Origin of the sequence: Streptomyces sp. MMCC 100, from assembly GCF_041538145.2 — a bacterium.
GTDB lineage: Bacteria > Actinomycetota > Actinomycetes > Streptomycetales > Streptomycetaceae > Streptomyces.
The window spans coordinates 1,083,096-1,104,662 of record NZ_JBGORK020000001.1; the positions used below are offsets into that span (position 1 = coordinate 1,083,096).

Sequence of the window (21,567 nt, forward strand, 5' to 3'; positions counted from 1 at the left end):
CGATCCTCGTCGCATGGCTCTTCGTTCACGCTCACGCATCACGTCCGCGACCAGCGGCCCGGGCCGCGCCCCGGCCTCCGACGGCCGTGTCGTCCACCGCCGCGCACCCGGCTCCCGCACCCACGCGCGCTCCCGCCCGCACGCCAGGCACGGCCGCCGGCACGCGCCGCCGGAGGAACTGCGGCGGAGGGCGGAGGCGCTGTTCGCCGACCGCGCCGAAGGATTCGACCGCGCAGGACACGACGGGCCGCAGGGGAGGCCGGGGAAGGGGCCGCCGTTGCCCGGCCCCGTCGCTCCTGCCGGTACCGCCGGTCCCGATGCCCCTGCCGGTGCCGACACCGCGGTCCCCCTCTCCGACACCGCCCTCCCTCTCTCCGACGGCGCCGGGACGACCTGGCGGGAGCGGACCGGGCAGGCGCTGCGGGAGCGGATGCCGCTGTGGCTGCAGACACGGTGCGGGCTGGAGCGGCGCAGCGTGGCCGCGGTCTCGGTGCTGCTCGTCGTCGCGGCGGTCTTCGCGGTGCAGCACTTCTGGTCCGGCCGCACCCAGCCGGTGGCGGCACCCGAGGTGGTGCGGCAGGCGGCGGCGTACGGAGCGGGGAAACCGGGGCCGGCGGCCGGGGACCGCGCCACCACCGGCGAGCCCGAGTCCAAGGCCGCGCCCACGGCCACGGCCGGGACCGAGATCGTGGTGGACGTCGGCGGCAAGGTCCGCAAACCCGGCGTCCACAGCCTCCCGGCCGGTTCACGCGTCGCGGATGCCCTGCGAGCCGCCGGAGGGGTGCGGCCCGGCACGAAGACCGACGGGCTGAACCGGGCCCGCTTCCTGGTGGACGGCGAGCAGGTGATCGTCGGGGCGCCCGCGCCCCCAGCCGGAGCAGGTCCCGCCCCGAGTGGACCGGCGGGAGCTGCGCCCGCGGCACCGGTCTCCCTCAACACAGCCACCATCGACCAGCTAGACACCCTCCCGGGCGTCGGCCCGGTCCTCGCCCAGCACATCATCGACTACCGCACCCAGCACGGCGGTTTCCGCTCGGTGGACGAACTGCGCGAGGTCAACGGCATCGGCGAGAGCCGCTTCGCCGACCTGCGGGACCTCGTACGGCCATGAACACGGACGTGACCGGAGTAGACGGGCCGGGCCGGCTTGACCGGCCGGACGGGCTCGACGGGCTCGACGGGCTCGACGGGCTCGACGGACCGGGGGAGCGACGTACGAGGCCCCCGCGCGCTGCCGTGCACGCCGCATCCGGCCACCGGCTGGGTGCGGCCCACCCCCAGCAGGAGGGCCCCGCGGACCTGCGCCTGGTACCACCCGCCCTGGCGGCGTGGGCGACGGCGGCACTGGTGCTGGAGGCGCCGGCCGACTGGGCGATGGGCGTGGTCACGGGCGCGCTGCTCCTGACCGGGGCACTGCTGCTGGGGCCGACGCGCGGACGGCCCCACGCACCGGTGGCCGCCGCCCTGTTGCTCTGCGTCGCCGCGTCCGCCGCCTCGGCCGCACTGCACGGCGCGGACCTGCGCAGGGGGCCCGTGCCGGAGCTGGCGCGGCAGTACGCCACCGTCACAGCGGAGGTGGAGGTCACGGCCGACCCCCGCCTCACCCGGCCGCGCGTCCGGGGCGACCGTGCCGTGCCGCCCACGGTGCTGATCGAGGCCGACGTGCGGCGGGTGAGCGAGACGGACGGGACGTCGGTGACAACCCGGACGCCGGTCCTCGTACTCGTGGACGTCGGCGAGGAGGACGAGCAGTCGAGCACACAGCCCACACGTTCCCGCTGGCTGAACCTGCTGCCGACCACCCGGCTCCGCGTCTCCGCCCGGCTGTCACCCCCGAGGGAACGCGGCGACCGGATCGCCGCGGTGCTGCGTGTGCAGGCGGGCCGGCAGGCACCGGAGTTGACGTCGGAGCCTTCGACGGCGCAACGGCTCGCGGGCCGCTTGCGGACCGGCCTGCGCGAGGCGACCGAGGACCTGCCGACGGACGCGAGGGCACTGCTGCCGGGCTTGGTCGTCGGCGACACCTCGCGAGTCACGCCGGAGCTGGAGGAAGCTTTCAAGGAGACCGACCTGACACACACCCTTGCCGTGTCCGGTGCCAACTTCACGATCGTGCTCGCCCTGCTCCTCGGCCCGCCGGGCCTGGCCCAGCGCAGCGAGCGCCGGGGGCTCGCCCCCCGTCTCGGCCTGCACCTGCGGACGACCGCCCTGCTCGGCGGACTGCTCGCGCTCGCCTTCGTCGTCGTGTGCCGGCCCGACCCGAGCGTGCTGCGGGCAGCGGCCTGCGGATCCGTCGCCCTGCTCGCCCTGGCCACCGGACGCCGCAGATCACTCCTCCCGGCTCTGGCGACGGCGGTACTGCTGCTGGTGCTGTACGACCCCTGGCTGGCCCGCAGTTACGGCTTCCTGCTCTCCGTGCTGGCCACGGGGGCGTTGCTCACGATCGCCCCACGGTGGAGCGCGGCGTTGCGCCGGCGCGGGGTGCCGCCCAGGCTCGCGGAGGCGCTGGCCGCCGCGGGTGCCGCGCAGGCCTTGTGCGCGCCGGTCGTCGCGGTGCTGTCGGCGCGGGTGAGCCTGGTGGGGGTGCCGTGCAACCTGCTGGCGGAGTTCGCGGTGGCCCCGGCCACCGTGCTCGGCTTCGCGGCACTGGCGACGGCGCCGGCGGCGATGCCGCTGGCCAAGAGCCTGGCCTGGTGCGGAGGCTGGCCGGCCGAGTGGATCGCGGGAATCGCCCGCACCGGTGCCCGGCTGCCGGGCGCGGGAGTGGACTGGCCAGGCAGCTGGACCGGCGCTGCGCTGCTCGCCCTCGCCACGGTGGGCGTGCTGCTGGCAGGCCGGCGCCTGTTGCGGCACCCGTGGTGGTGCGGCGTCTGCGCGCTGCTGTTGCTCCTCGTGGTGGTGCAGCCGCCCCCGCTGGCCCGGGTGATCAAGGGCTGGCCCCCACCGAACTGGCGGATGGTGATGTGCGACGTGGGCCAGGGCGACGCGCTGGTCCTCGCGGCGGGAGAGGGGACGGCCGTGGTGGTGGACACGGGCCCCGATCCCGCCCTGGTCGACCACTGCCTGCGCTCCCTCGGCATCACCCGGGTCCCCCTCGTGCTGCTGACCCACTTCCACGCCGACCACGTGGCCGGGCTCCCTGGGGTGCTGCGGGGCCGCTCGGTGGGCGCGATCGAGACCACCGCTCTCGAAGATCCCGCGGACCAGGCCGAGTTCGTCCGCAGACAGGCAGCGGACCGACGCATCCCTCTGCGGCCAGCCGCCGCCGGAGAACAGCGACGCTCCGGCCCGCTGTCCTGGCAGGTGGTGTGGCCCCCGCCGAGCCCACCGACAACCACGGCACCAGGCACGGCACCAGGCACGGCACCGGGCACGGAAAGCGGCCCCAACGACGCCAGCGTCACCCTCCTGGTCCGGACGGCGGGCATACGCCTGCTCCTCCTCGGCGACCTGGAACCCCCGGCCCAGCGGGAGCTGGCCCGCTCCCCGGCGGCAGCGGCGTTGAACGGTGTCGACGTGTTGAAGGTGGCCCACCACGGCTCGGCGCACCAGGACTTCGCATTCCTCCGTCGGGTTGCCCCACGCCTGGCCCTCATCAGCTGCGGCGAGGACAACAGCTACGGTCACCCAGCCCCCGGCACGGTCGCGGCCCTGCGCGCCCAGGGCGCGACGGTGCTTCGCACGGACCGGGACGGGGCGCTGGCGGTCGCCGGTACGGGGAAGGAGTTGCGGGTGGCGGGTGACTGAGGGCGGACGGCGGACCGTTCGCGTCCGCCGCGCCGGCACTCACCGGATCGCAGAGGCCCGGTACTGGCCGGATCGCGAGCCGTTCCGGTCTCCGCTGTGCCCTGGGAGGCGTAGGCCGGGCGGGCACCGGGAATTTCCAGTCCGGCACGGAAGGAGGCGCGGAAGACGTCACCGTGCCGTGCAGCCTACGCGCCCGGCCACGGTCGCACCCCCCACACCTCAGGGGCTCGAAAGCCATCCGGCCGGCGCCGACTTCACCACGACGGGCTCGTCGACGGACGCCCCACCGACCGGCTCGATCGTCGCCGACGAACGGCTGCGCTTCGAGTTCGTCTGCTACCCGGCCGACTCCGGCGACCGGGCCCCGATCACGGTCACGAGTGCGAAGATCCGCGGCCCGTACTGGGAGGCGTGACGAGAATCCGGCTCGGGGACGGTCGGCTCAGCCGTGTCGGCCGCCGGGCCATCTGTGTCCCCGCTGTGAGAAATCCCGTCCGGTGTGGTGAAACCAGATCACACGGGGCTACTCATACCCACTCCCAGCACATGCGACGGTTTCCTGTGATGTGGTCCCGTGTTGCCTCGAAAGCCACATCGGTGATCGAATGTTTCTCCGTCAACTGGTTTTCTCATGTCGTACAGAGGGTGTCGCAAATGATCGGCCGCTTGCTGGGAAGCCGAACGAAGCGGATGCAACGGACGGGTCCCCTGGCGGCGGTGCGCACCCCGCCGGACGCGGGAGTGCTGAGCTGCCGCGTCCTCGACCCCGTCAACGATCCGGTACCGAACGCGGAGTTCACGGTCAGCGACACCATGGGGCGCAAGGTGGTCGGCGGCGGTACGGACCCCTTCGGGTCGTTCGTGGCGACGGTGCCCGCGGGGGAGTACCGGCTCGCCGTGTCCGCCGAGGGCTACACCCCGTACCGCGCCTCCGCGACGGTCGTCGAGGACACGCTGGCCTCGCTCGGCGACGTGACGCTCCAGGTGGCCCAGCCGCCGGAGCTGCCAGCGTCGGGCGACTGGGAGATCGAGCCGGCGCACTCCTCTATCGCGTTCACCGCGCGGCACATCGGGCTGGCCCGGATCCACGGCCGGTTCAACTCCTTCGCGGGCGCGGTGCGGATCGCCGACGACATGGAGCAGTCGGCGATGCACGTCGTGATCGGCGCGGCGTCCATCGACACCAACGTGAAGATGCGCGACGACCACCTGCGGTCGGCCGACTTCCTGGACGTACAGCGGTTTCCGACCCTGGAGTTCTACAGCGACCGGTTCACCCACCGCGGCGGCAACCGCTGGGCCGTCACCGGGGCGCTGTCCCTGCACGGTGTGACGCGCACGGTCACGCTGGACACGGAGTACCTCGGTCTCGGCAACGGCATGGAGGGCGAGACGCGGGCCGCCTGCCGCGCCACCACCGAGCTGCACCGCGACGACTTCACCGTGAGCTGGCAGACGATGCTGGCCCGCGGCATCGCCGTGGTCGGCCCCAGTATCCGCATCGACCTCGACGTGCAGATCGTGCCCAAGGGCTGACCGACAATGGCTCCCGTGAGCGACGTGAGACATGTACTGGTACTGCCCGACCGCGACGCCGCGGAGGAGGCGGCCCAGGCGCTCGGAGAGCGGTTCGGGATCGATGAGGAGCCCCGGATCCTCCGGGACGCCCTGGCCGGCGAGGACGACGCCGAGGACGCCCAGTGGCTGGTCGTCCTGCGGGACGAGCGGGAGTCGCTGGACCCCGGCGAGCTGGACGCGTTCGCGGAGGAGTGGGAGGGCTGGCGCGAGGAGCCGTAGCGCCCGACCGGCAGCGCCCGACCGGCAGCGCCGGACCGGCAACGCTCGTCCGGCGTTGTCAGTGGTGCGTGCGATGCTTGTCGCGATGGCCAGGAAGACTGCGAACGACGACCCTCTCGCCCCGGTGACCCTTGCCGTGGGCCAGGAGGACCTCCTGCTCGACCGTGCCGTGCAGGAGGTGGTGGCCGCCGCGAAGGCCGCCGACGCCGACACGGACGTACGCGACCTCACCCCCGACCAGCTGCAGCCCGGCACCCTCGCCGAGCTCACCAGCCCCTCGCTCTTCGCCGAGCGCAAAGTCGTGGTCGTACGCAATGCGCAGGACCTGTCTGCCGACACCGTCAAGGACGTCAAGGCCTACATCGCAGCCCCCGCCGAGGAGATCACCCTCGTCCTGCTGCACGCGGGCGGCGCCAAGGGCAAGGGCGTGCTCGACGCCGGCCGCAAGGCGGGGGCGCGCGAGGTGGCGTGCCCGAAGATGACGAGGCCCGCCGACCGGCTGGCCTTCGTGCGCTCGGAGTTCCGTACGGCCGGGCGGTCGGCGACGCCCGAGGCGTGCCAGGCCCTGGTCGACGCGATCGGCAGCGACCTGCGGGAGCTGGCCTCGGCGGTGTCCCAGCTGACCGCCGACATCGAGGGGACCGTCGACGAGGCGGTCGTCGGGCGGTACTACACCGGACGGGCGGAGGCCTCCAGCTTCACGGTCGCCGACCGGGCGGTCGAGGGACGTGCGGCGGAGGCGCTGGAGGCGCTGCGCTGGTCGCTGGCTACCGGGGTGGCACCGGTGCTGATCACGAGTGCCCTGGCGCAGGGCGTGCGGGCCATCGGCAAGCTGTCCTCCGCCCGCGGCGGACGCCCCGCCGACCTCGCTCGCGAGCTGGGGATGCCCCCCTGGAAGATCGACCGCGTCCGGCAGCAGATGCGCGGCTGGACCCCGGACGCCGTCTCGGTGGCCCTGCGCGCGGTGGCCGAGGCGGACGCGGGGGTGAAGGGCGGCGGGGACGATCCCGGGTACGCCCTGGAGAAGGCCGTGGTGACCATCGCCCGCGCGGCACGCTCGCGGGGACGGTCGTAACCCCCGGGCAGACGGCAGACAGCCGCGCTCACACCGAACACCTTCTCACCGAACACGTTCTCACCGAACACGCGCACACCGAAGGCCCCGGCGTCCGTCCTGGGGAAGGACGGCCACCGGGGCCTTCGGATCAAGCTCGCGGATCCATGCCCGCGTGGCGAACGCAGGCCGCGCACGGATCCTTAAGTGCCGGACGGGAGCGGATGAGAGAGGGCCCGCTCGGGGTCCCTCCGGCGATCAGACCAGATAAGGGGTTCAGCCCTTGAGAGCGCCGACCTTCTGCGCCAGCGCCGACTTCTTGTTGGCAGCCTGGTTCTTGTGGATGACGCCCTTGGAGACGGCCTTGTCGAGCTCGCGCGAAGCGACGCGCTGGAACTCGGTGGCCTTCTCCACGTCACCCGCGGCGGCGGCCTCGCGGGCCTTGCGGATCGCGGTCTTCAGAGAGGACTTGACCGACTTGTTGCGCAGCCGGGCCTTCTCGTTGGTCTTGTTCCGCTTGATCTGGGACTTGATGTTCGCCACGAATGAGCCTTTGCAGGTTCAGGCACGAGGCCGCGAGGGTCCCGTGCCGATGATTTCTTGAAGGAGTGCCTCACGCTGAGAGGGCAAGAGACACAGCCACCCACACTACCAGCGGGTCGTCGAGGGTCCCAAACCCATACCGGGTCCCCACCCGTGGGACCATGGAGGCTACGTATCGATCCGACCCGAGACCCGAGACCGCAGAGACTGCGGACGCCTCAAGAATCAGGACCCTGCGTGCCCGCGATCCCCAGCCATGTGCCCGAGCCGAGCCGTACCGACCCCGCGCTGATCCGCAACTTCTGCATCATCGCGCACATCGACCACGGCAAGTCCACGCTCGCCGACCGGATGCTCCAGCTGACCGGTGTGGTCGAGCAGCGGCAGATGCGCGCCCAGTACCTCGACCGCATGGACATCGAGCGCGAGCGCGGCATCACGATCAAGTCCCAGGCGGTGCGGTTGCCGTGGGCCCCGACCCACGACAAGGGCGCCACGCACATCCTCAACATGATCGACACCCCGGGGCACGTCGACTTCACCTACGAGGTGTCGCGCTCGCTGGCCGCGTGCGAGGGCACCATCCTCCTCGTCGACGCCGCCCAGGGCATCGAGGCCCAGACCCTCGCCAACCTCTACCTGGCGATGGAGAACGACCTCACGATCATCCCCGTCCTGAACAAGATCGACCTGCCGGCCGCGCAGCCCGAGAAGTTCGCCGAGGAGCTGGCCAACCTGGTCGGCTGCGACCCCGACGACGTGCTCAAGGTCTCCGCCAAGACCGGTCTCGGCGTCGACGCGCTGCTCGACAAGGTCGTCGCCGAGATCCCGGCACCGGTCGGCGTCAAGGACGCCCCCGCCCGCGCGATGATCTTCGACTCCGTCTACGACTCCTACCGCGGTGTCGTGACGTACGTCCGTGTCATCGACGGCCAGCTCAACAAGCGCGAGCGCATCCGCATGATGTCCACCGGCGCCACGCACGAGCTGCTGGAGATCGGCACCAACTCGCCGGAGATGCTCTCCGCCGACGGGCTCGGCGTCGGCGAGGTGGGGTACCTGATCACCGGCGTGAAGGACGTCCGCCAGTCCAAGGTCGGCGACACCGTCACCAGCCAGCACAAGGGCGCCGAGGAGGCGCTCGGCGGCTACAAGGACCCCAGGCCCATGGTCTTCTCCGGCCTGTACCCGCTGGACGGCTCCGACTACCCCGAGCTGCGCGAGGCACTGGACAAGCTCCAGCTCAACGACGCCGCCCTGGTCTACGAGCCGGAGACCTCCGCCGCCCTCGGCTTCGGCTTCCGCGTCGGCTTCCTCGGCCTGCTCCACCTGGACGTGATCCGGGAGCGCCTGGAGCGCGAGTTCGGCCTCGACCTCATCGCCACCGCGCCCAACGTGGTCTACCGCGTGATCATGGAGGACGGCACCGAGCACACCGTCACCAACCCGAGCGAGTTCCCCGAGGGCAAGATCAACGAGGTCTACGAGCCGGTCGTGCGCGCCACGATCCTCGCGCCGACCGAGTTCATCGGCTCGATCATGGAGCTGTGCCAGACCCGGCGCGGCACCCTGCTCGGCATGGACTACCTCTCCGAGGACCGGGTGGAGATCCGCTACACCCTCCCCCTCGCGGAGATCGTCTTCGACTTCTTCGACCAGCTGAAGTCCAAGACGCGCGGTTACGCGTCCCTCGACTACGAGCCCACCGGCGAGCAGACCTCCAGCCTGGTCAAGGTCGACATCCTGCTGCACGGCGACAAGGTGGACGCGTTCTCGGCGATCACCCACAAGGACGCGGCGTACGCGTACGGCGTGCGGCTCGTCGCCAAGCTGCGCGAGCTGATCCCGCGCCAGGCCTTCGAGGTGCCCATCCAGGCCGCCATCGGCTCCCGGGTGATCGCCCGCGAGACCATCCGCGCCATCCGCAAGGACGTCCTCGCCAAGTGCTACGGCGGCGACATCTCCCGCAAGCGGAAGCTGCTGGAGAAGCAGAAGGAAGGCAAGAAGCGGATGAAGATGGTGGGTTCCGTGGAGGTTCCGCAGGAGGCCTTCATCGCGGTCCTGTCCAGTGACGACAGCGCGGGGTCGGGCAAGGGCAAGAAGTAACCGCAGCACCGCACGTCGAGTCCGGTCAAAACGGACACCAAGGGGCCCGTCGTACGAAAGTGCGGCGGGTCCCTTCGCATGTCACGGGCGCGCATCTGTAGGAAGTGACAGGGCGCGGGCTCTTACGCGGGGGCCGGTCGCCCTTTACTCTGATGCCTGCCCGGTAGTTACTCGTGAGTTAAACAAGTGATCGGGCAACGTCCCGGAGAGTGAACCAGCCACACCTGAGCCAGCCGCAACGAGCCAGCCGCACCGTCGCGGGCCCGGAGGATGTCGTGAGCGACACACAGACACTGATCGAGAACCGCCCGCCCTCCGTGGCGGGACTCTTCCTGGAGCGGGTGGCGGCCACGCCGGACGCCGAGGCGTACCGCTACCCGGTGCCGCCGGCCGCGGGCGAGGGCCCCGACGACTGGAAGTCGCTGACCTGGGCGCAGGCCGCCGAGCGGGTCTACGCGATCGCGGCCGGACTGATCGAGCTGGGCGTGCAGCCGGAGCAGCGGGTGGCGCTGGCCTCCTCCACCCGCCTCGAGTGGATCCTCGCCGACCTCGGCATCATGTGCGCGGGCGCGGCCACGACCACCGTCTACCCGCAGACCAACGCCGACGAGTCGGCGTACATCCTCTCCGACTCCGAGAGCCGGGTACTGGTCGCGGAGGACGCCGCGCAGCTGGCCAAGGCGAAGGAGAAGCGGGCGGAGCTGCCCGACCTCACCCACGTGGTCGTGATCGACGCGGCCGGTGCCGACATCACCGAGGAGTGGATCCTCACCCTCGACGAGCTGGAGCGCAGGGGCGCGGCCCGCCTGGAGAAGGACGCGCAGCTGATCAAGGAGCGGGTCGGCGCGCTCACCAAGGACCAGCTCGCCACCCTCATCTACACCTCCGGCACCACCGGCCGGCCCAAGGGCGTCCGCCTTCCGCACGACTGCTGGTCGTACATGGCCAAGGCGATCGCCGCGACCGGCCTGGTCACCAAGGACGACGTGCAGTACCTGTGGCTGCCGCTCGCGCACGTCTTCGGCAAGGTGCTGACCTCCGGCCAGATCGAGGCCGGTCACGTCACCGCCGTCGACGGCCGCGTCGACAAGATCATCGAGAACCTGCCGGTCGTCCAGCCGACCTACATGGCGGCCGTGCCCCGCATCTTCGAGAAGGTCTACAACGGCGTCGCCGCCAAGGCCCGCGCGGGCGGCGGGGCCAAGTACAAGATCTTCCAGTGGGCCGCCGGGGTCGCCCGCGAGTACGCCAAGGTCACCCAGGACAACTTCAAGCGCACCGGCACCGCGAGCGCCCCCGCCGGCCTGCGCACCAAGCACGCCGTCGCAGACAAGCTCGTCTACGCCAAGATCCGCGAGGCATTCGGCGGCCGACTGCGCGCCTGCGTGTCGGGCTCGGCCGCCCTCGCGCCCGAGATCGGTTACTTCTTCGCCGGCGCCGGCATCCACATCCTGGAGGGCTACGGCCTCACCGAGTCCTCCGCCGCCTCCTTCGTCAACCCCGGCGAGGCCTACCGCACCGGCACCGTCGGCAAGCCGCTGCCCGGCACCGAGGTGCGCATCGCGGACGACGGCGAGATCCTGCTGCGCGGCCCCGGCATCATGGAGGGCTACCACAAGCTGCCCGAGAAGACCGCCGAGGTCCTGGAGTCCGACGGCTGGTTCCACACCGGCGACATCGGCGAGCTCTCGCCCGACGGCTACCTGCGCATCACCGACCGCAAGAAGGACCTCATCAAGACGTCCGGCGGCAAGTACATCGCGCCCGCCGAGGTCGAGGGCCAGTTCAAGGCGGTCTGCCCCTACGTCTCCAACATCCTGGTCCACGGCGCCGACCGGAACTTCTGCACCGCGCTCATCGCCCTCGACGAGGCCGCGATCACGGAGTGGGCGAAGGAGAACGGCCTGGAGGGCAAGCCGTACGAGGAGATCGTCGCGGCGCCCGCGACCGTGGAGATGGTCGACGGCTACGTCAAGCAGCTCAACGAGGGCCTGCAGCGCTGGCAGACCATCAAGAAGTTCCGCCTGCTGCCCCGCGACCTCGACGTCGAGCACGGCGAGATCACCCCGAGCCTCAAGCTGAAGCGGCCGGTGGTGGAGCGGGAGTACAAGAACCTGATCGAGGAGATGTACGAGGGCTCGCGCGAGGCGTAGCGCGCGGCGCGTCGCGGGCCGCAAGGGGTCGCGGTCCCTGACGCAGCGCCCGAGGGGTGTCGCTGCCCGTGCGGCAGATGTTCGAAGATGTCCGGTTTCCGGTCGGTTTCCGGCCGTCTTCGAACATACGCCTAGCACGGTTCTCACCCATCGCGGCCCACTTCGGTAACTCCGTGCTTATGGGCGGGGTCGGTCTGTCACTCTGTCGGCATCGACTGCGAGGAAATCGCACGAACTGCCCGGGGAGACGTCCATGGGGGCCATTCCGACGCAGCGGGAGACCGTCTCCCGCGCCAGCGCGGCGCCCGCGCACACCGATGAGGCATCCGCCGAGGCATCCGCTGAGGCATCCGCTGAGGCATCCGCCGAGGGCTTCGAGGAGTGCGCGCGGGCGCGCGTGACCCTGCTGGGCAGCTCCTTGGCACCGGGCGCCGCCCGCGCGATGGTGCGGGCCGCGCTCACCGACTGGTCCGCGCTGTGCCTGCCCGGCACGGAACACCTGACCGAGCACCTCGCCGCCGACGCCCTGGTCGTCGTCAGCGAGCTGGTCACCAACGCCGTCGTGCACGCCGGCACCGACGTCGAGGTGGGTCTCCAGGTGGAGGAGACCGGCACCCTCGTCGTCGAGGTCGCGGACCAGCACCCTTCCCGGGCCCCGAGGGGCGGCGACCACGAGACACCGCACGAGCCCGCCGAGTACGGGCGCGGCCTGCACCTCGTCGCCGCGCTCGCGGAGGCCTGGGGCGTCACGTACCGCCCGGGCACCAAGACGGTGTGGGCGCGGCTGCCGGCCGGCGGTGCGGAGCCCGCAGACGGTGCCGGGGCGGGCGCCGGGGCCGTCGAGACCCCGGCCGCGCGGCCGGGCGTCGAGGCCGTCGAGCCCCCCGGGCACGCGGCGTACGCCGGGGGCCCTCACGGAACGCTGCCCACGGGCGCGGAGGAGCCGGGGGGAGCCCCCGACGGTGCGGACAGCGCCTCCGGTGCGCCCGGAAGGCCCGGACGCCGCCGCCCCCGCGACCGGGAATGGCTGGGCCGCGGCGCCCTGTCCTTCCTCGCCGAGGCCTCCGACCTCCTGGCCGGACAGCTCGACGAGGACCTGGTCGCCTCCCTCACCGGCCAGCTGATCGTGCCCCGGCTCGCCGACTGGTGCGGGGTGTGGCTGGAGGACGAGACCCTGGGCCGGGGCGCCTGGAGCGACGACTCCGGTGCGGCCGTCGGCGCCCGGCTGGCCCGCGTGTGGCACGCCGGCGAGGGTCACCTCGACGAGCTGCGCGCGGCCCTGGAGAAGGAGCCGCCCCGCCCGCGCGACCCGTGGCGCTCCGGTCCCGTCGGCCACCCCTGGCCCGGCGAGGCGCTCGGCACGCACGGCACCGCGCTCGCCTACCGCCTGGTCGCCGGCGGCCGGCCACTGGGCAGCCTGGTCATCGGACGGGCCGACCCCCCGGACACCTCGGGCGCCTCGGACACCGCGGGCAGCCCGGACACCCGTGACAGCAGCGGCTTCCCCGGCTCTCCCGGCTTCCCGGACGAGATCACCGGGCTGGTCGAGGACCTCAGCCGCCGGGTGGCGCTCGCCATCGGCGCCGCCCGCCAGTACGCCCGGCAGGCCACCATCAGCGCCGTACTCCAGCGCGGCCTGCTGCCCGGCGCCGTCGCGGAGATCCCCGGCGTGCGCAGCGCCCTCGTCTACGAACCGCGCGACAAGGGCGGCCCCAGCGGTGACTTCTACGACCTCTTCCCGGCCGGCGACGGCCGCTGGTGCTTCGCCGTGGGCGACGTCCAGGGCAAGGGGCCCGAGGCCGCCGTCGTCATCGGGCTCGCCCGTCCCTGGCTGCGGCTGCTGGCCCGCGAGCAGTACGGCGTCCCCGACGTCCTCGACCGCCTCAACCAGCTCCTCCTCGACGACGCCACCGAGGCCGCCGACGCCGCCGCCCGCGCCCTGGTCGCCGCGGGCGGCCCACCGGTTGCCCCGGGCGACGGACCGCAGACCCGCTTCCTCTCCCTGCTCTACGGCGAACTGGTCCCCTTCGAAGGCGGCGTCCGCTGCACCCTCGCGTCCGCCGGACACCCGCTGCCGCTGCTCCTCGGGCCCGACGGCACCGTGTCCACCGTGGCGTGCCCGCAGACCCTCCTCGGCGTCGTCGAGGACGCGACGTACGTCAGCGAGACCTTCGAGCTGCGCTCCGGCGACACCCTGCTGTGCGTCACGGACGGGGTCACGGAGCGGCGCAGCGGCTCCCGTCAGTTCGACGACGGCGACGGGCTCGCCGCGGCGCTGGCCGGGTGCACGGGCCTGGACGCCGGGCTGGTCGCCGAGCGCATCAGGCGACTGGTGCACGAGTTCGGGCCCCGGCCGCCGGAAGACGACCTGGCGCTGCTGGTGCTCCAGGCGGAGTGAGCGGGCGGACAGGGGATCCGGCCGGGCAGGGGGATCCCGCCGGGTGCGGGACAATGGAACGCATGCCCTCCGCACTCCCCGACGGCGAACCCGTCCCCGCCGACGGCGCCCTGCCCGCGTCCGCGCTCGCCGGGGCCGCCGGCCGTCCCCTCGGCTTCTACCTGCACGTGCCGTACTGCGCGACCCGCTGCGGCTACTGCGACTTCAACACCTACACCGCCACCGAGCTGCGCGGCACCGGCGGAGTCCTCGCCTCCCGCGACAACTACGCCGACACCCTCGTCGACGAGGTCCGCCTGGCCCGCAAGGTCCTCGGCGACGACCCCCGCGAGGTCCGTACGGTCTTCGTCGGCGGTGGTACGCCCACCCTGCTGGCCGCCGGTGACCTGGTGCGGATGCTGGGCGCGATCCGCGACGAGTTCGGCCTGGCGCCGGACGCGGAGATCACGACGGAGGCCAACCCGGAGTCGGTCGACCCGGCGTACCTCGCCACCCTCCGCGAGGGCGGCTTCAACCGGATCTCCTTCGGCATGCAGAGCGCCAAGCAGCACGTCCTGAAGATCCTGGACCGCACCCACACCCCCGGCCGCCCCGAGGCCTGCGTCGCCGAGGCCCGCGCGGCCGGCTTCGACCACGTCAACCTCGACCTGATCTACGGCACCCCGGGGGAGTCCGACGACGACTGGCGCGCCTCCCTGGACGCCGCGCTCGGCGCCGGCCCCGACCACGTCTCGGCGTACGCCCTGATCGTCGAGGAGGGCACCCGGCTGGCCCGGCGCATCCGGCGCGGCGAGGTCCCCATGACCGACGACGACGTGCACGCCGACCGCTACCTGATCGCCGAGGAGACCCTCGCGGCCGCGGGCTTCGACTGGTACGAGGTGTCGAACTGGGCCACCTCCGACGCCGGGCGGTGCCTGCACAACGAGCTGTACTGGCGGGGCGCCGACTGGTGGGGCGCGGGACCCGGAGCCCACTCCCACGTGGGCGGGGTGCGGTGGTGGAACGTGAAGCACCCGGGGGCGTACGCGGGGGCGCTGGCGGCGGGGAAGTCGCCGGGCGCGGGGCGCGAGATCCTGACGGAGGAGGACCGGCGCGTGGAGCGCATCCTGCTGGAGCTGCGCCTGCGGGAGGGCGTCCCGCTGTCGCTGCTGCGGGAGGCGGGGCTCGGGGCGTCGCGGCGGGCGCTGTCCGACGGACTGCTGGAGGAGGGGCCGTACGAGGCGGGGAGCGCGGTGCTGACGCTGCGCGGGCGGTTGCTGGCGGACGCGGTGGTGCGGGACCTGGTGGACTGAGGGGTCATCCCCGGTTCGGCGGGGAGCAGGAACTGCTCGGCCGTGAGGACGAGCTGATCGACGGACCATCTCCGCAGGGGCGGAGAGCAGACCACCAGGCCCGGTCTGTCAACGACCGGGCGACGTTCAGGACATGGTCACGTGATCGATGAGTCGTTCCACACTGCCCAGCAGCTCCGGCTCCAGGTCCTTGTACGACCCCACCCGCGCCAGAATCGCCTGCCACACCGCGCCCGTGTTCTCCGACGGCCACCCCAGCGCCCGGCAGACCCCCGTCTTCCAGTCCTGACCGCGAGGCACCCTGGGCCACCCCTCGATCCCCACCGACGCCGGCTTCACCGCCTCCCAGATGTCGATGTACGGGTGGCCCACGACCAGCGCGTGCTCGCTCGTCACCGCCTCCGCGATCCGCCACTCCTTCGAGCCCGGGACCAGGTGGTCCACCAGGACGCCCAGCCGTGCGTCGGGGCCGGGGGCGAAGTCGGCGATGATCGACGGCAGGTCGTCCACGCCGCCCAGGTACTCCACGACGACGCCCTCGACGCGCAGGTCGTCGCCCCAGACCTTCTCGACCAGCTCGGCGTCGTGCCGCCCCTCGACGTAGATGCGCCCGGCGCGCGCCACCCGCGCGCGTGCGCCGGGGACGGCGACCGACCCGGACGCCGTACGGGAGGGCCGCGCCGGACCGGAGGAGGACGGGCGGACCAGCGTCACCACGCGCCCCTCGAGCAGGAAGCCGCGCGGTTCCAGCGGGAAGACGCGGTGCTTGCCGAAGCGGTCCTCCAGGGTCACCGTGCCCGCCTCGCAGCCGATCACCGCGCCGCAGAACCCGGTGCCGGGCTCCTCGACCACCAGGCCGGGATCGGCCGGTACCTCGGGAACGGGCTGCGGTTTCTTCCACGGAGGGGTCAGGTCGGCGGAGTACTGGCGCATTCTGCCGACGATACGAGGAACGCCCGCCCCGTGATCAGCGCGACACGCCGAACCGGGCGGCCAGCGCGTCGCGTTGGGCACGGACGAACGCCGCGTCCACCACCGCTCCGTGACCGGGTACGTACAGCGCGTCCGCGCCGCCCAGCTCCAGCAGCCGGTCCAGGGCCGCGGGCCAGCGCGCCGGTACGGCGTCGGGGCCCGCCTGCGGTTCGCCCGACTCCTCGACCAGGTCGCCGCAGAAGACGACCGCCGGGGAGCCCGGCACCAGCACCGCCAGGTCCTGTCCGGTGTGCCCCGGTCCCACGTCGGCCAGCAGCACCCGCCTCCCGGCGCCCAGGCCGAGCACGCACTCGCCGCCGACCTCGCGCGGGACGGGGACGAGGGCGTCGGCCGCCGCCCGCGCCGCCCGCGCGTCCAGCCCCTCCGCCACCGCGTCCGCGCGCAGCGCCTCACGCCCCTGTCCGCCCGGCGCGAACAGCGCGCCCGTACCCGCAGCGCCGTACACCTCCGCGCCCGCGAACGCCGCGGCGCCGAAGACGTGGTCGAAATGCGGGTGGGTCAGCGCGAGATGTGTCACACGGCGGCCGGCGAGCCGCCGCGCCGCCTCGTGCAGCCGGGTGCCCTCCTCCAGGCTCGACCCCGCGTCCACCATCAACGCCGTGTCCGCGCCGAGCACCAGCCCCGCCGTGCAGTCCCACCCCGGCAGCCGGCACCGCCCCACCCCGTCCGCCAGCCGCTCCCAGCCCAGCTCTTCCCAAGTCACCTTCACGGCGACGACGCTAACGGCATCGTCACGGCCTTGCCGGGTGCGTACCCGACGGCCGTACACTGGCCCGGGGAAGTCTGGCACTCGCGAGCCATGAGTGCCAGGACAGACAGGTCAGACAGGCCGAAACGGGCGGACGACAGCTGGAGGTGCGCGCCGAATGCTCAGTGAACGCAGGCTTCAGGTGCTGCGCGCCATCGTCCAGGACTACGTCGGCACCGAGGAACCGGTCGGTTCCAAGGCCCTCACCGAGCGGCACAACCTCGGCGTCTCCCCGGCCACCGTGCGCAATGACATGGCGGCACTGGAGGACGAGGGGTTCATCGCCCAGCCGCACACCAGCGCCGGGCGCATCCCGACCGACAAGGGCTACCGGCTCTTCGTCGACAAGCTGGCGGGCGTCAAGCCGATGACCGCGCCCGAGCGGCGTGCCATCCAGAACTTCCTGGAGGGCGCCGTCGACCTCGACGACGTGGTGGCCCGCACGGTGCGGCTGCTCGCGCAGCTCACCCGGCAGGTCGCCGTCGTGCAGTACCCGTCGCTGACCCGCTCGACCGTGCGGCACGTGGAGCTGCTCTCGCTCGCGCCCGCGCGTCTGATGCTCGTGCTGATCACGGACACCGGCCGGGTCGAGCAGCGGATGGTCGACTGCCCGGCGCCGTTCGGCGAGGCTTCGCTGGCCGATCTGCGGGCGCGGCTCAACAGCCGGGTCGCGGGACGCCGTTTCACGGACGTGCCGTCTCTGGTGGAAGATCTGGCGGAGGCGTTCGAGGCCGAGGATCGCGGTACGGTCTCCACCGTGCTCTCCACTCTCCTGGAGACGCTGGTCGAGGAGAACGAGGAGCGGCTGATGATCGGCGGCACCGCCAATCTGACCCGCTTCGGGCACGACTTCCCCTTGGTGATCCGGCCGGTGCTGGAGGCGCTGGAGGAGCAGGTCGTGCTCCTCAAGCTGCTCGGCGAGGCGAAGGATCCGGGCGTGACCGTACGGATCGGTCATGAGAACGCCCACGAGGGACTCAACTCAACGTCCGTCGTGTCGGTCGGCTACGGTTCGGGCGGCGAGGCGGTTGCCAAGCTCGGCGTGGTCGGACCGACCCGCATGGACTACCCGGGAACGATGGGAGCGGTACGCGCAGTGGCACGGTACGTCGGACAGATCCTGGCGGAGTCGTAGGTGGCCACGGACTACTACGCCGTACTCGGCGTGCGCCGCGACGCGTCTCAGGACGAGATCAAGAAGGCGTTCCGGAGGCTCGCGCGCGAGCTGCACCCGGACGTCAACCCCGATCCGAAGACCCAGGAGCGGTTCAAGGAGATCAACGCCGCCTACGAGGTGCTGTCGGACCCGCAGAAGAAGCAGGTCTACGACCTCGGCGGCGACCCGCTCTCGCAGGCGGGCGGCGGCGGGGCCGGCGGCTTCGGCGCGGGTGGCTTCGGGAACTTCTCGGACATCATGGACGCGTTCTTCGGTACGGCGTCGCAGCGCGGGCCGCGCTCGCGCACCCGCCGCGGCCAGGACGCGATGATCCGCATCGAGGTCGAGCTGGACGAGGCCGCCTTCGGTACGACCAAGGACATCCAGGTCGACACCGCGGTCGTCTGCAACACCTGCAACGGCGAGGGCGCGGCGCCCGGCACGTCGGCCCAGACGTGTGACATGTGCCGCGGCCGCGGTGAGGTCTCGCAGGTCACCCGGTCCTTCCTGGGCCAGGTCATGACCTCCCGACCCTGTCCGCAGTGCCAGGGCTTCGGCACCGTGGTCCCGACCCCGTGCCCCGAGTGCGCGGGCGACGGCCGGGTCCGCTCCCGGCGCACCCTCACCGTGAAGATCCCGGCCGGTGTGGACAACGGCACCCGGATCCAGCTCGCGGGCGAGGGCGAGGTCGGCCCCGGCGGCGGCCCCGCCGGTGACCTGTACGTCGAGATCCACGAGCTGCCGCACTCCACGTTCCAGCGTCGCGGAGACGACCTGCACTGCACGGTCACCATCCCGATGACGGCGGCGGCCCTCGGCACGAAGGTGCCGCTGGAGACCCTCGACGGCATGGAGGAGGTCGACATCCGCCCGGGCACCCAGTCCGGCCAGTCGATCCCGAAGCACGGCCGGGGCGTCACCCACCTGCGCGGTGGCGGCCGCGGCGACCTCATCGTCCACGTCGAGGTCACCACCCCGGGCAAGCTCGACCCCGAGCAGGAACGCCTCCTGCGCGAGCTGGCCAAGCTCCGCGGCGAGGAACGCCCGACGGGGCAGTTCCAGCCGGGGCAGCAGGGGCTGTTCTCCCGGTTGAAGGACGCCTTCAACGGGCGCTGACGGGCCTTCGACGGGCGCTGAAAGCACCTCCGGGGATGCGGATGCTCCTGGCGTATGCCAACGGAAGCCCGGATTCGGACTTGTGCGGAGGACGTGACAACATGCCGTCATGTCCTCCGCACTGACCGATCTCTTCCCCTACCCGATCGTGCAGGCGCCCATGGCGGGCGGCGTCTCCGTGCCGCAGCTCGCGGCCGCGGTGTGCGAGGCGGGCGGGCTGGGCTTCCTGGCCGCCGGGTACAAGACCGCGGACGGGATGTACCAGGAGATCAAGCATCTGCGGGGACTGACGAGCCGCCCCTTCGGCGTCAACCTCTTCCTCCCGCAGCCGGAGACGGCCGACCCCGCCGCCGTCGACGTCTACGCCCACCAGCTGGCCGGCGAGGCCGCCTGGTACGAGACGGAGCTGGGCGACCCCGACTGCGGCCGGGACGACGGCTACGACACCAAGCTCGCCGTACTGCTGGACAACCCCGTACCGGTGGTGTCCTTCCACTTCGGCGTGCCCAGCCGTGAGGTCGTCGACTCCCTGCACCGCGTGGGCACCTTCGCCCTGGTCAGCGCGACCACCGCGGACGAGGCCCGGGCCGTCGAGCAGTCCGGCGCCGACGCGGTGATCGCGCAGGGCGCCGAGGCCGGCGGGCACCAGGGCACCCACCGGGACAACCCGGAGACCGGCGGCGCGGGCACCGGGCTGCTGTCGCTGGTCGCCCAGGTCCGGGAGACGGTCGGCCTGCCGATCGTCGCCGCCGGCGGCATCATGCGCGGCGGCCAGATCGCCGCGGTCCTCGCGGCCGGCGCGAGCGCGGCCCAGCTCGGCACCGCCTTCCTCGCCACCCCCGAGTCCGGCGCGCACGATTTGCACAAGCAGGCGCTTACCAACCCGCTGTTCGTCCGCACCGAACTCACCCGCGCCTTCTCCGGCCGCCCCGCCCGCGCCCTGGTCAACCGCTTCCTGCGCGAGCACGGCCCCTACGCCCCCGCCGCCTACCCCGAGGTGCACCACCTCACCTCGCCGGTGCGCAAGGCGGCGGCGAAGGCGGGCGACGCGCAGGGCCTGGCGCTGTGGGCGGGACAGGGCCACCGGATGGCCCGGGAGCTGCCCGCCGGACAGCTCGTGGAGGTGCTGGCGGCCGAACTCGCCGCCGCCGGGACAGCGTTGTCGGGCTACGCGACGGGAGGCGGCGCACGATGACGGCACCGGTGTTCGTGGTCGACTCCCTGCGGCCCCAGGACCTGCCCGCGGGCGAGTACGTCCTCGACGGCCCCGAGGGGCGGCACGCCGTCTCCGTGAAGCGGCTGCGGGCGGGCGAGGACGTCGTCCTCACCGACGGGAGCGGCCGTTGGGCCGAGGGCGTGGTGAAGGCCGCCGAGGGCAAGGACCGCCTGGTCGTCACCGTCCCGGACGGGGTGCGCGAGGAGCCGGCCGAGCAGCCGAGTATCACCGTCGTGCAGGCCCTGCCCAAGGGCGACCGCGGCGAGCTGGCCGTCGAGACGATGACCGAGGTCGGCGTCGACGCGATCGTGCCCTGGGCGGCGTCCCGGTGCATCACGCAGTGGAAGGGCGAGCGCGGCCTGAAGGCACTCGGCAAGTGGCGGGCGACGGCCCGGGAGGCCGGCAAGCAGTCCCGCCGGGTCCGCTTCCCCGACGTCGCGGACGCGGCGACGAGCAAGCAGGTTGCCTCACTTCTGGCCGAGGCCGACTTCGCCGCCGTACTCCACGAGAGCGGCGACGCGCCCCTGTCCGCCGCCGAACTCCCCGCCACCGGCGCCATCGTGCTGGTCGTGGGCCCCGAAGGGGGCGTGTCCCCGGAGGAGTTGGCGCTCTTCGCCGAGGCCGGTGCGAGCCCCTTCCGCCTGGGCCGCAGTGTCCTGCGCACCTCCACCGCGGGCACCGCCGCGACCGCCGTACTCCTGGCACGCACCGGCCGCTGGTCCTGACGGCGCCGAAAGCCGGCTTCTAGACGGTGCCGGGTCCGGTCCTGTGACGGCCCCGGTCAGCCGTCGGTGGCGGCGGCCACGGCGGGGAACAGCTCCCAGCCGTCCAGCTCCACCGGCCGGCCCCCGGGTCCGGGCAGCAGCGCCCGCCGCCCGGCCTCCTCGACCAGCGCCCGTACGACACCGGGTTCGCGCAGGTTGAGCAGGTTGCCGCGACCGTCCGCCACACAGCCCTCGCACCAGTAGTCGCCCTCCGAGGTGTACCGGCCGGAGTCGGGCGCGCCCGCGAGGAAGACGAACCGGACCCGGAGCCCGTCCCGGTAGAGCGTCAGCGCGTCCCGCCAGACGCCGTCGCGCCCCCGCTTCTGCCGGTGACTCCACAGCCAGGTGGTGCGTTCGTCCATGACGAGCCTGCGCTGCCTGCGGTCGTTGCCCATGGCGCCCACGGTAGTGAGGAGTGGCCGTATGCGCCCTACCCCCGGCCCCCGGGCGGTGGGACGCTGCCCTTCATGTGGGCAATGAG

General features: G+C 72.7%; 18 protein-coding genes. 14 read left to right on the forward strand and 4 right to left on the reverse strand.

What is annotated here, in order from left to right:
• Positions 1-13 precede the first annotated feature (13 nt).
• From ABS735_RS04975 to holA, 6 genes are all read left to right on the forward strand, one after another.
• Positions 14-1,111 (forward strand): ComEA family DNA-binding protein, encoded by a 1,098-nt coding sequence (locus tag ABS735_RS04975; RefSeq protein WP_373900170.1) that lies wholly within the window; start codon positions 14-16, stop codon positions 1,109-1,111.
• Complete coding sequence (locus tag ABS735_RS04980) at positions 1,108-3,747, forward strand: ComEC/Rec2 family competence protein (RefSeq protein WP_373900171.1); 2,640 nt, start codon at positions 1,108-1,110, stop codon at positions 3,745-3,747. Before ABS735_RS04975 ends, ABS735_RS04980 begins: the two co-directional genes overlap by 4 nt.
• A 178-nt stretch (positions 3,748-3,925) precedes the next feature.
• Positions 3,926-4,162, forward strand: a complete 237-nt coding sequence (locus ABS735_RS04985; protein ID WP_373900172.1) for a hypothetical protein — start codon at positions 3,926-3,928, stop codon at positions 4,160-4,162.
• A 239-nt stretch (positions 4,163-4,401) separates the two neighbouring features.
• The gene (locus ABS735_RS04990) at positions 4,402-5,283 is read left to right on the forward strand and encodes a YceI family protein (RefSeq protein ID WP_373900173.1); all 882 of its coding nucleotides are present in this window, start codon (positions 4,402-4,404) and stop codon (positions 5,281-5,283) included.
• A 15-nt stretch (positions 5,284-5,298) separates the two neighbouring features.
• Entirely contained in the window at positions 5,299-5,544 is a 246-nt protein-coding gene (locus ABS735_RS04995; RefSeq protein WP_373900174.1) for a hypothetical protein, read from the forward strand.
• 85 nt (positions 5,545-5,629) lie between these two features.
• On the forward strand, positions 5,630-6,619 hold the full coding sequence (holA, locus tag ABS735_RS05000; protein WP_373900175.1) for a DNA polymerase III subunit delta: 990 nt from the start codon (positions 5,630-5,632) through the stop codon (positions 6,617-6,619).
• Positions 6,620-6,874: 255 nt separating this feature from the next.
• On the opposite strand, the gene rpsT is transcribed toward holA, so the two are convergent.
• The gene (rpsT, locus tag ABS735_RS05005) at positions 6,875-7,141 is read right to left on the reverse strand and encodes a 30S ribosomal protein S20 (protein WP_003976241.1); all 267 of its coding nucleotides are present in this window, start codon (positions 7,139-7,141) and stop codon (positions 6,875-6,877) included.
• Between the two features lie 237 nt (positions 7,142-7,378).
• Between rpsT and lepA the strand changes: the two genes are divergently transcribed.
• From lepA to hemW, 4 genes are all read left to right on the forward strand, one after another.
• Positions 7,379-9,247 (forward strand): translation elongation factor 4, encoded by a 1,869-nt coding sequence (lepA, locus tag ABS735_RS05010; RefSeq protein WP_109032968.1) that lies wholly within the window; start codon positions 7,379-7,381, stop codon positions 9,245-9,247.
• A 275-nt stretch (positions 9,248-9,522) separates the two neighbouring features.
• Complete coding sequence (locus ABS735_RS05015) at positions 9,523-11,400, forward strand: AMP-dependent synthetase/ligase (protein ID WP_373900176.1); 1,878 nt, start codon at positions 9,523-9,525, stop codon at positions 11,398-11,400.
• Positions 11,401-11,653: 253 nt separating this feature from the next.
• The gene (locus ABS735_RS05020; RefSeq protein ID WP_373900177.1) at positions 11,654-13,798 is read left to right on the forward strand and encodes a SpoIIE family protein phosphatase; all 2,145 of its coding nucleotides are present in this window, start codon (positions 11,654-11,656) and stop codon (positions 13,796-13,798) included.
• Positions 13,799-13,860: 62 nt separating this feature from the next.
• Positions 13,861-15,093, forward strand: a complete 1,233-nt coding sequence (gene hemW, locus ABS735_RS05025; RefSeq protein WP_373900178.1) for a radical SAM family heme chaperone HemW — start codon at positions 13,861-13,863, stop codon at positions 15,091-15,093.
• Between the two features lie 126 nt (positions 15,094-15,219).
• On the opposite strand, the gene ABS735_RS05030 is transcribed toward hemW, so the two are convergent.
• Both ABS735_RS05030 and ABS735_RS05035 read right to left on the reverse strand, forming a co-directional pair.
• Positions 15,220-16,026 carry a DUF3097 domain-containing protein gene (locus ABS735_RS05030; RefSeq protein WP_373900179.1) on the reverse strand — a complete coding sequence of 269 codons (807 nt, stop codon included), beginning with the start codon at positions 16,024-16,026 and terminating at the stop codon, positions 15,220-15,222.
• 34 nt (positions 16,027-16,060) lie between these two features.
• Positions 16,061-16,795 (reverse strand): MBL fold metallo-hydrolase, encoded by a 735-nt coding sequence (locus tag ABS735_RS05035; protein ID WP_373900180.1) that lies wholly within the window; start codon positions 16,793-16,795, stop codon positions 16,061-16,063.
• Between the two features lie 157 nt (positions 16,796-16,952).
• Between ABS735_RS05035 and hrcA the strand changes: the two genes are divergently transcribed.
• From hrcA to ABS735_RS05055, 4 genes are all read left to right on the forward strand, one after another.
• Positions 16,953-17,969 (forward strand): heat-inducible transcriptional repressor HrcA, encoded by a 1,017-nt coding sequence (gene hrcA, locus ABS735_RS05040; RefSeq protein ID WP_373900181.1) that lies wholly within the window; start codon positions 16,953-16,955, stop codon positions 17,967-17,969.
• On the forward strand, positions 17,970-19,106 hold the full coding sequence (gene dnaJ / locus ABS735_RS05045; protein WP_007388451.1) for a molecular chaperone DnaJ: 1,137 nt from the start codon (positions 17,970-17,972) through the stop codon (positions 19,104-19,106).
• 109 nt (positions 19,107-19,215) lie between these two features.
• The gene (locus tag ABS735_RS05050; RefSeq protein WP_373900182.1) at positions 19,216-20,301 is read left to right on the forward strand and encodes a nitronate monooxygenase; all 1,086 of its coding nucleotides are present in this window, start codon (positions 19,216-19,218) and stop codon (positions 20,299-20,301) included.
• Positions 20,298-21,047 carry a 16S rRNA (uracil(1498)-N(3))-methyltransferase gene (locus ABS735_RS05055; RefSeq protein ID WP_373900183.1) on the forward strand — a complete coding sequence of 250 codons (750 nt, stop codon included), beginning with the start codon at positions 20,298-20,300 and terminating at the stop codon, positions 21,045-21,047. Before ABS735_RS05050 ends, ABS735_RS05055 begins: the two co-directional genes overlap by 4 nt.
• Positions 21,048-21,103: 56 nt before the next feature.
• On the opposite strand, the gene ABS735_RS05060 is transcribed toward ABS735_RS05055, so the two are convergent.
• Complete coding sequence (locus tag ABS735_RS05060) at positions 21,104-21,481, reverse strand: hypothetical protein (protein ID WP_373900184.1); 378 nt, start codon at positions 21,479-21,481, stop codon at positions 21,104-21,106.
• Positions 21,482-21,567 lie beyond the last annotated feature (86 nt).

Bases quoted from the DNA above. Each gene is read 5' to 3' on its own strand.
- ABS735_RS04975 (WP_373900170.1), top strand. From the start codon at position 14: ATGGCTCTTCGTTCACGCTCACGCATCACGTCCGCGACCAGCGGCCCG.
- ABS735_RS04980 (WP_373900171.1), top strand. From the start codon at position 1,108: ATGAACACGGACGTGACCGGAGTAGACGGGCCGGGCCGGCTTGACCGG.
- ABS735_RS04990 (WP_373900173.1), top strand. From the start codon at position 4,402: ATGATCGGCCGCTTGCTGGGAAGCCGAACGAAGCGGATGCAACGGACG.
- holA (WP_373900175.1), top strand. From the start codon at position 5,630: ATGGCCAGGAAGACTGCGAACGACGACCCTCTCGCCCCGGTGACCCTT.
- ABS735_RS05020 (WP_373900177.1), top strand. From the start codon at position 11,654: ATGGGGGCCATTCCGACGCAGCGGGAGACCGTCTCCCGCGCCAGCGCG.
- hemW (WP_373900178.1), top strand. From the start codon at position 13,861: ATGCCCTCCGCACTCCCCGACGGCGAACCCGTCCCCGCCGACGGCGCC.
- ABS735_RS05030 (WP_373900179.1), bottom strand. From the start codon at position 16,026: ATGCGCCAGTACTCCGCCGACCTGACCCCTCCGTGGAAGAAACCGCAG.
- hrcA (WP_373900181.1), top strand. From the start codon at position 16,953: ATGCTCAGTGAACGCAGGCTTCAGGTGCTGCGCGCCATCGTCCAGGAC.
- ABS735_RS05050 (WP_373900182.1), top strand. From the start codon at position 19,216: ATGTCCTCCGCACTGACCGATCTCTTCCCCTACCCGATCGTGCAGGCG.
- ABS735_RS05055 (WP_373900183.1), top strand. From the start codon at position 20,298: ATGACGGCACCGGTGTTCGTGGTCGACTCCCTGCGGCCCCAGGACCTG.
- ABS735_RS05060 (WP_373900184.1), bottom strand. From the start codon at position 21,481: ATGGGCAACGACCGCAGGCAGCGCAGGCTCGTCATGGACGAACGCACC.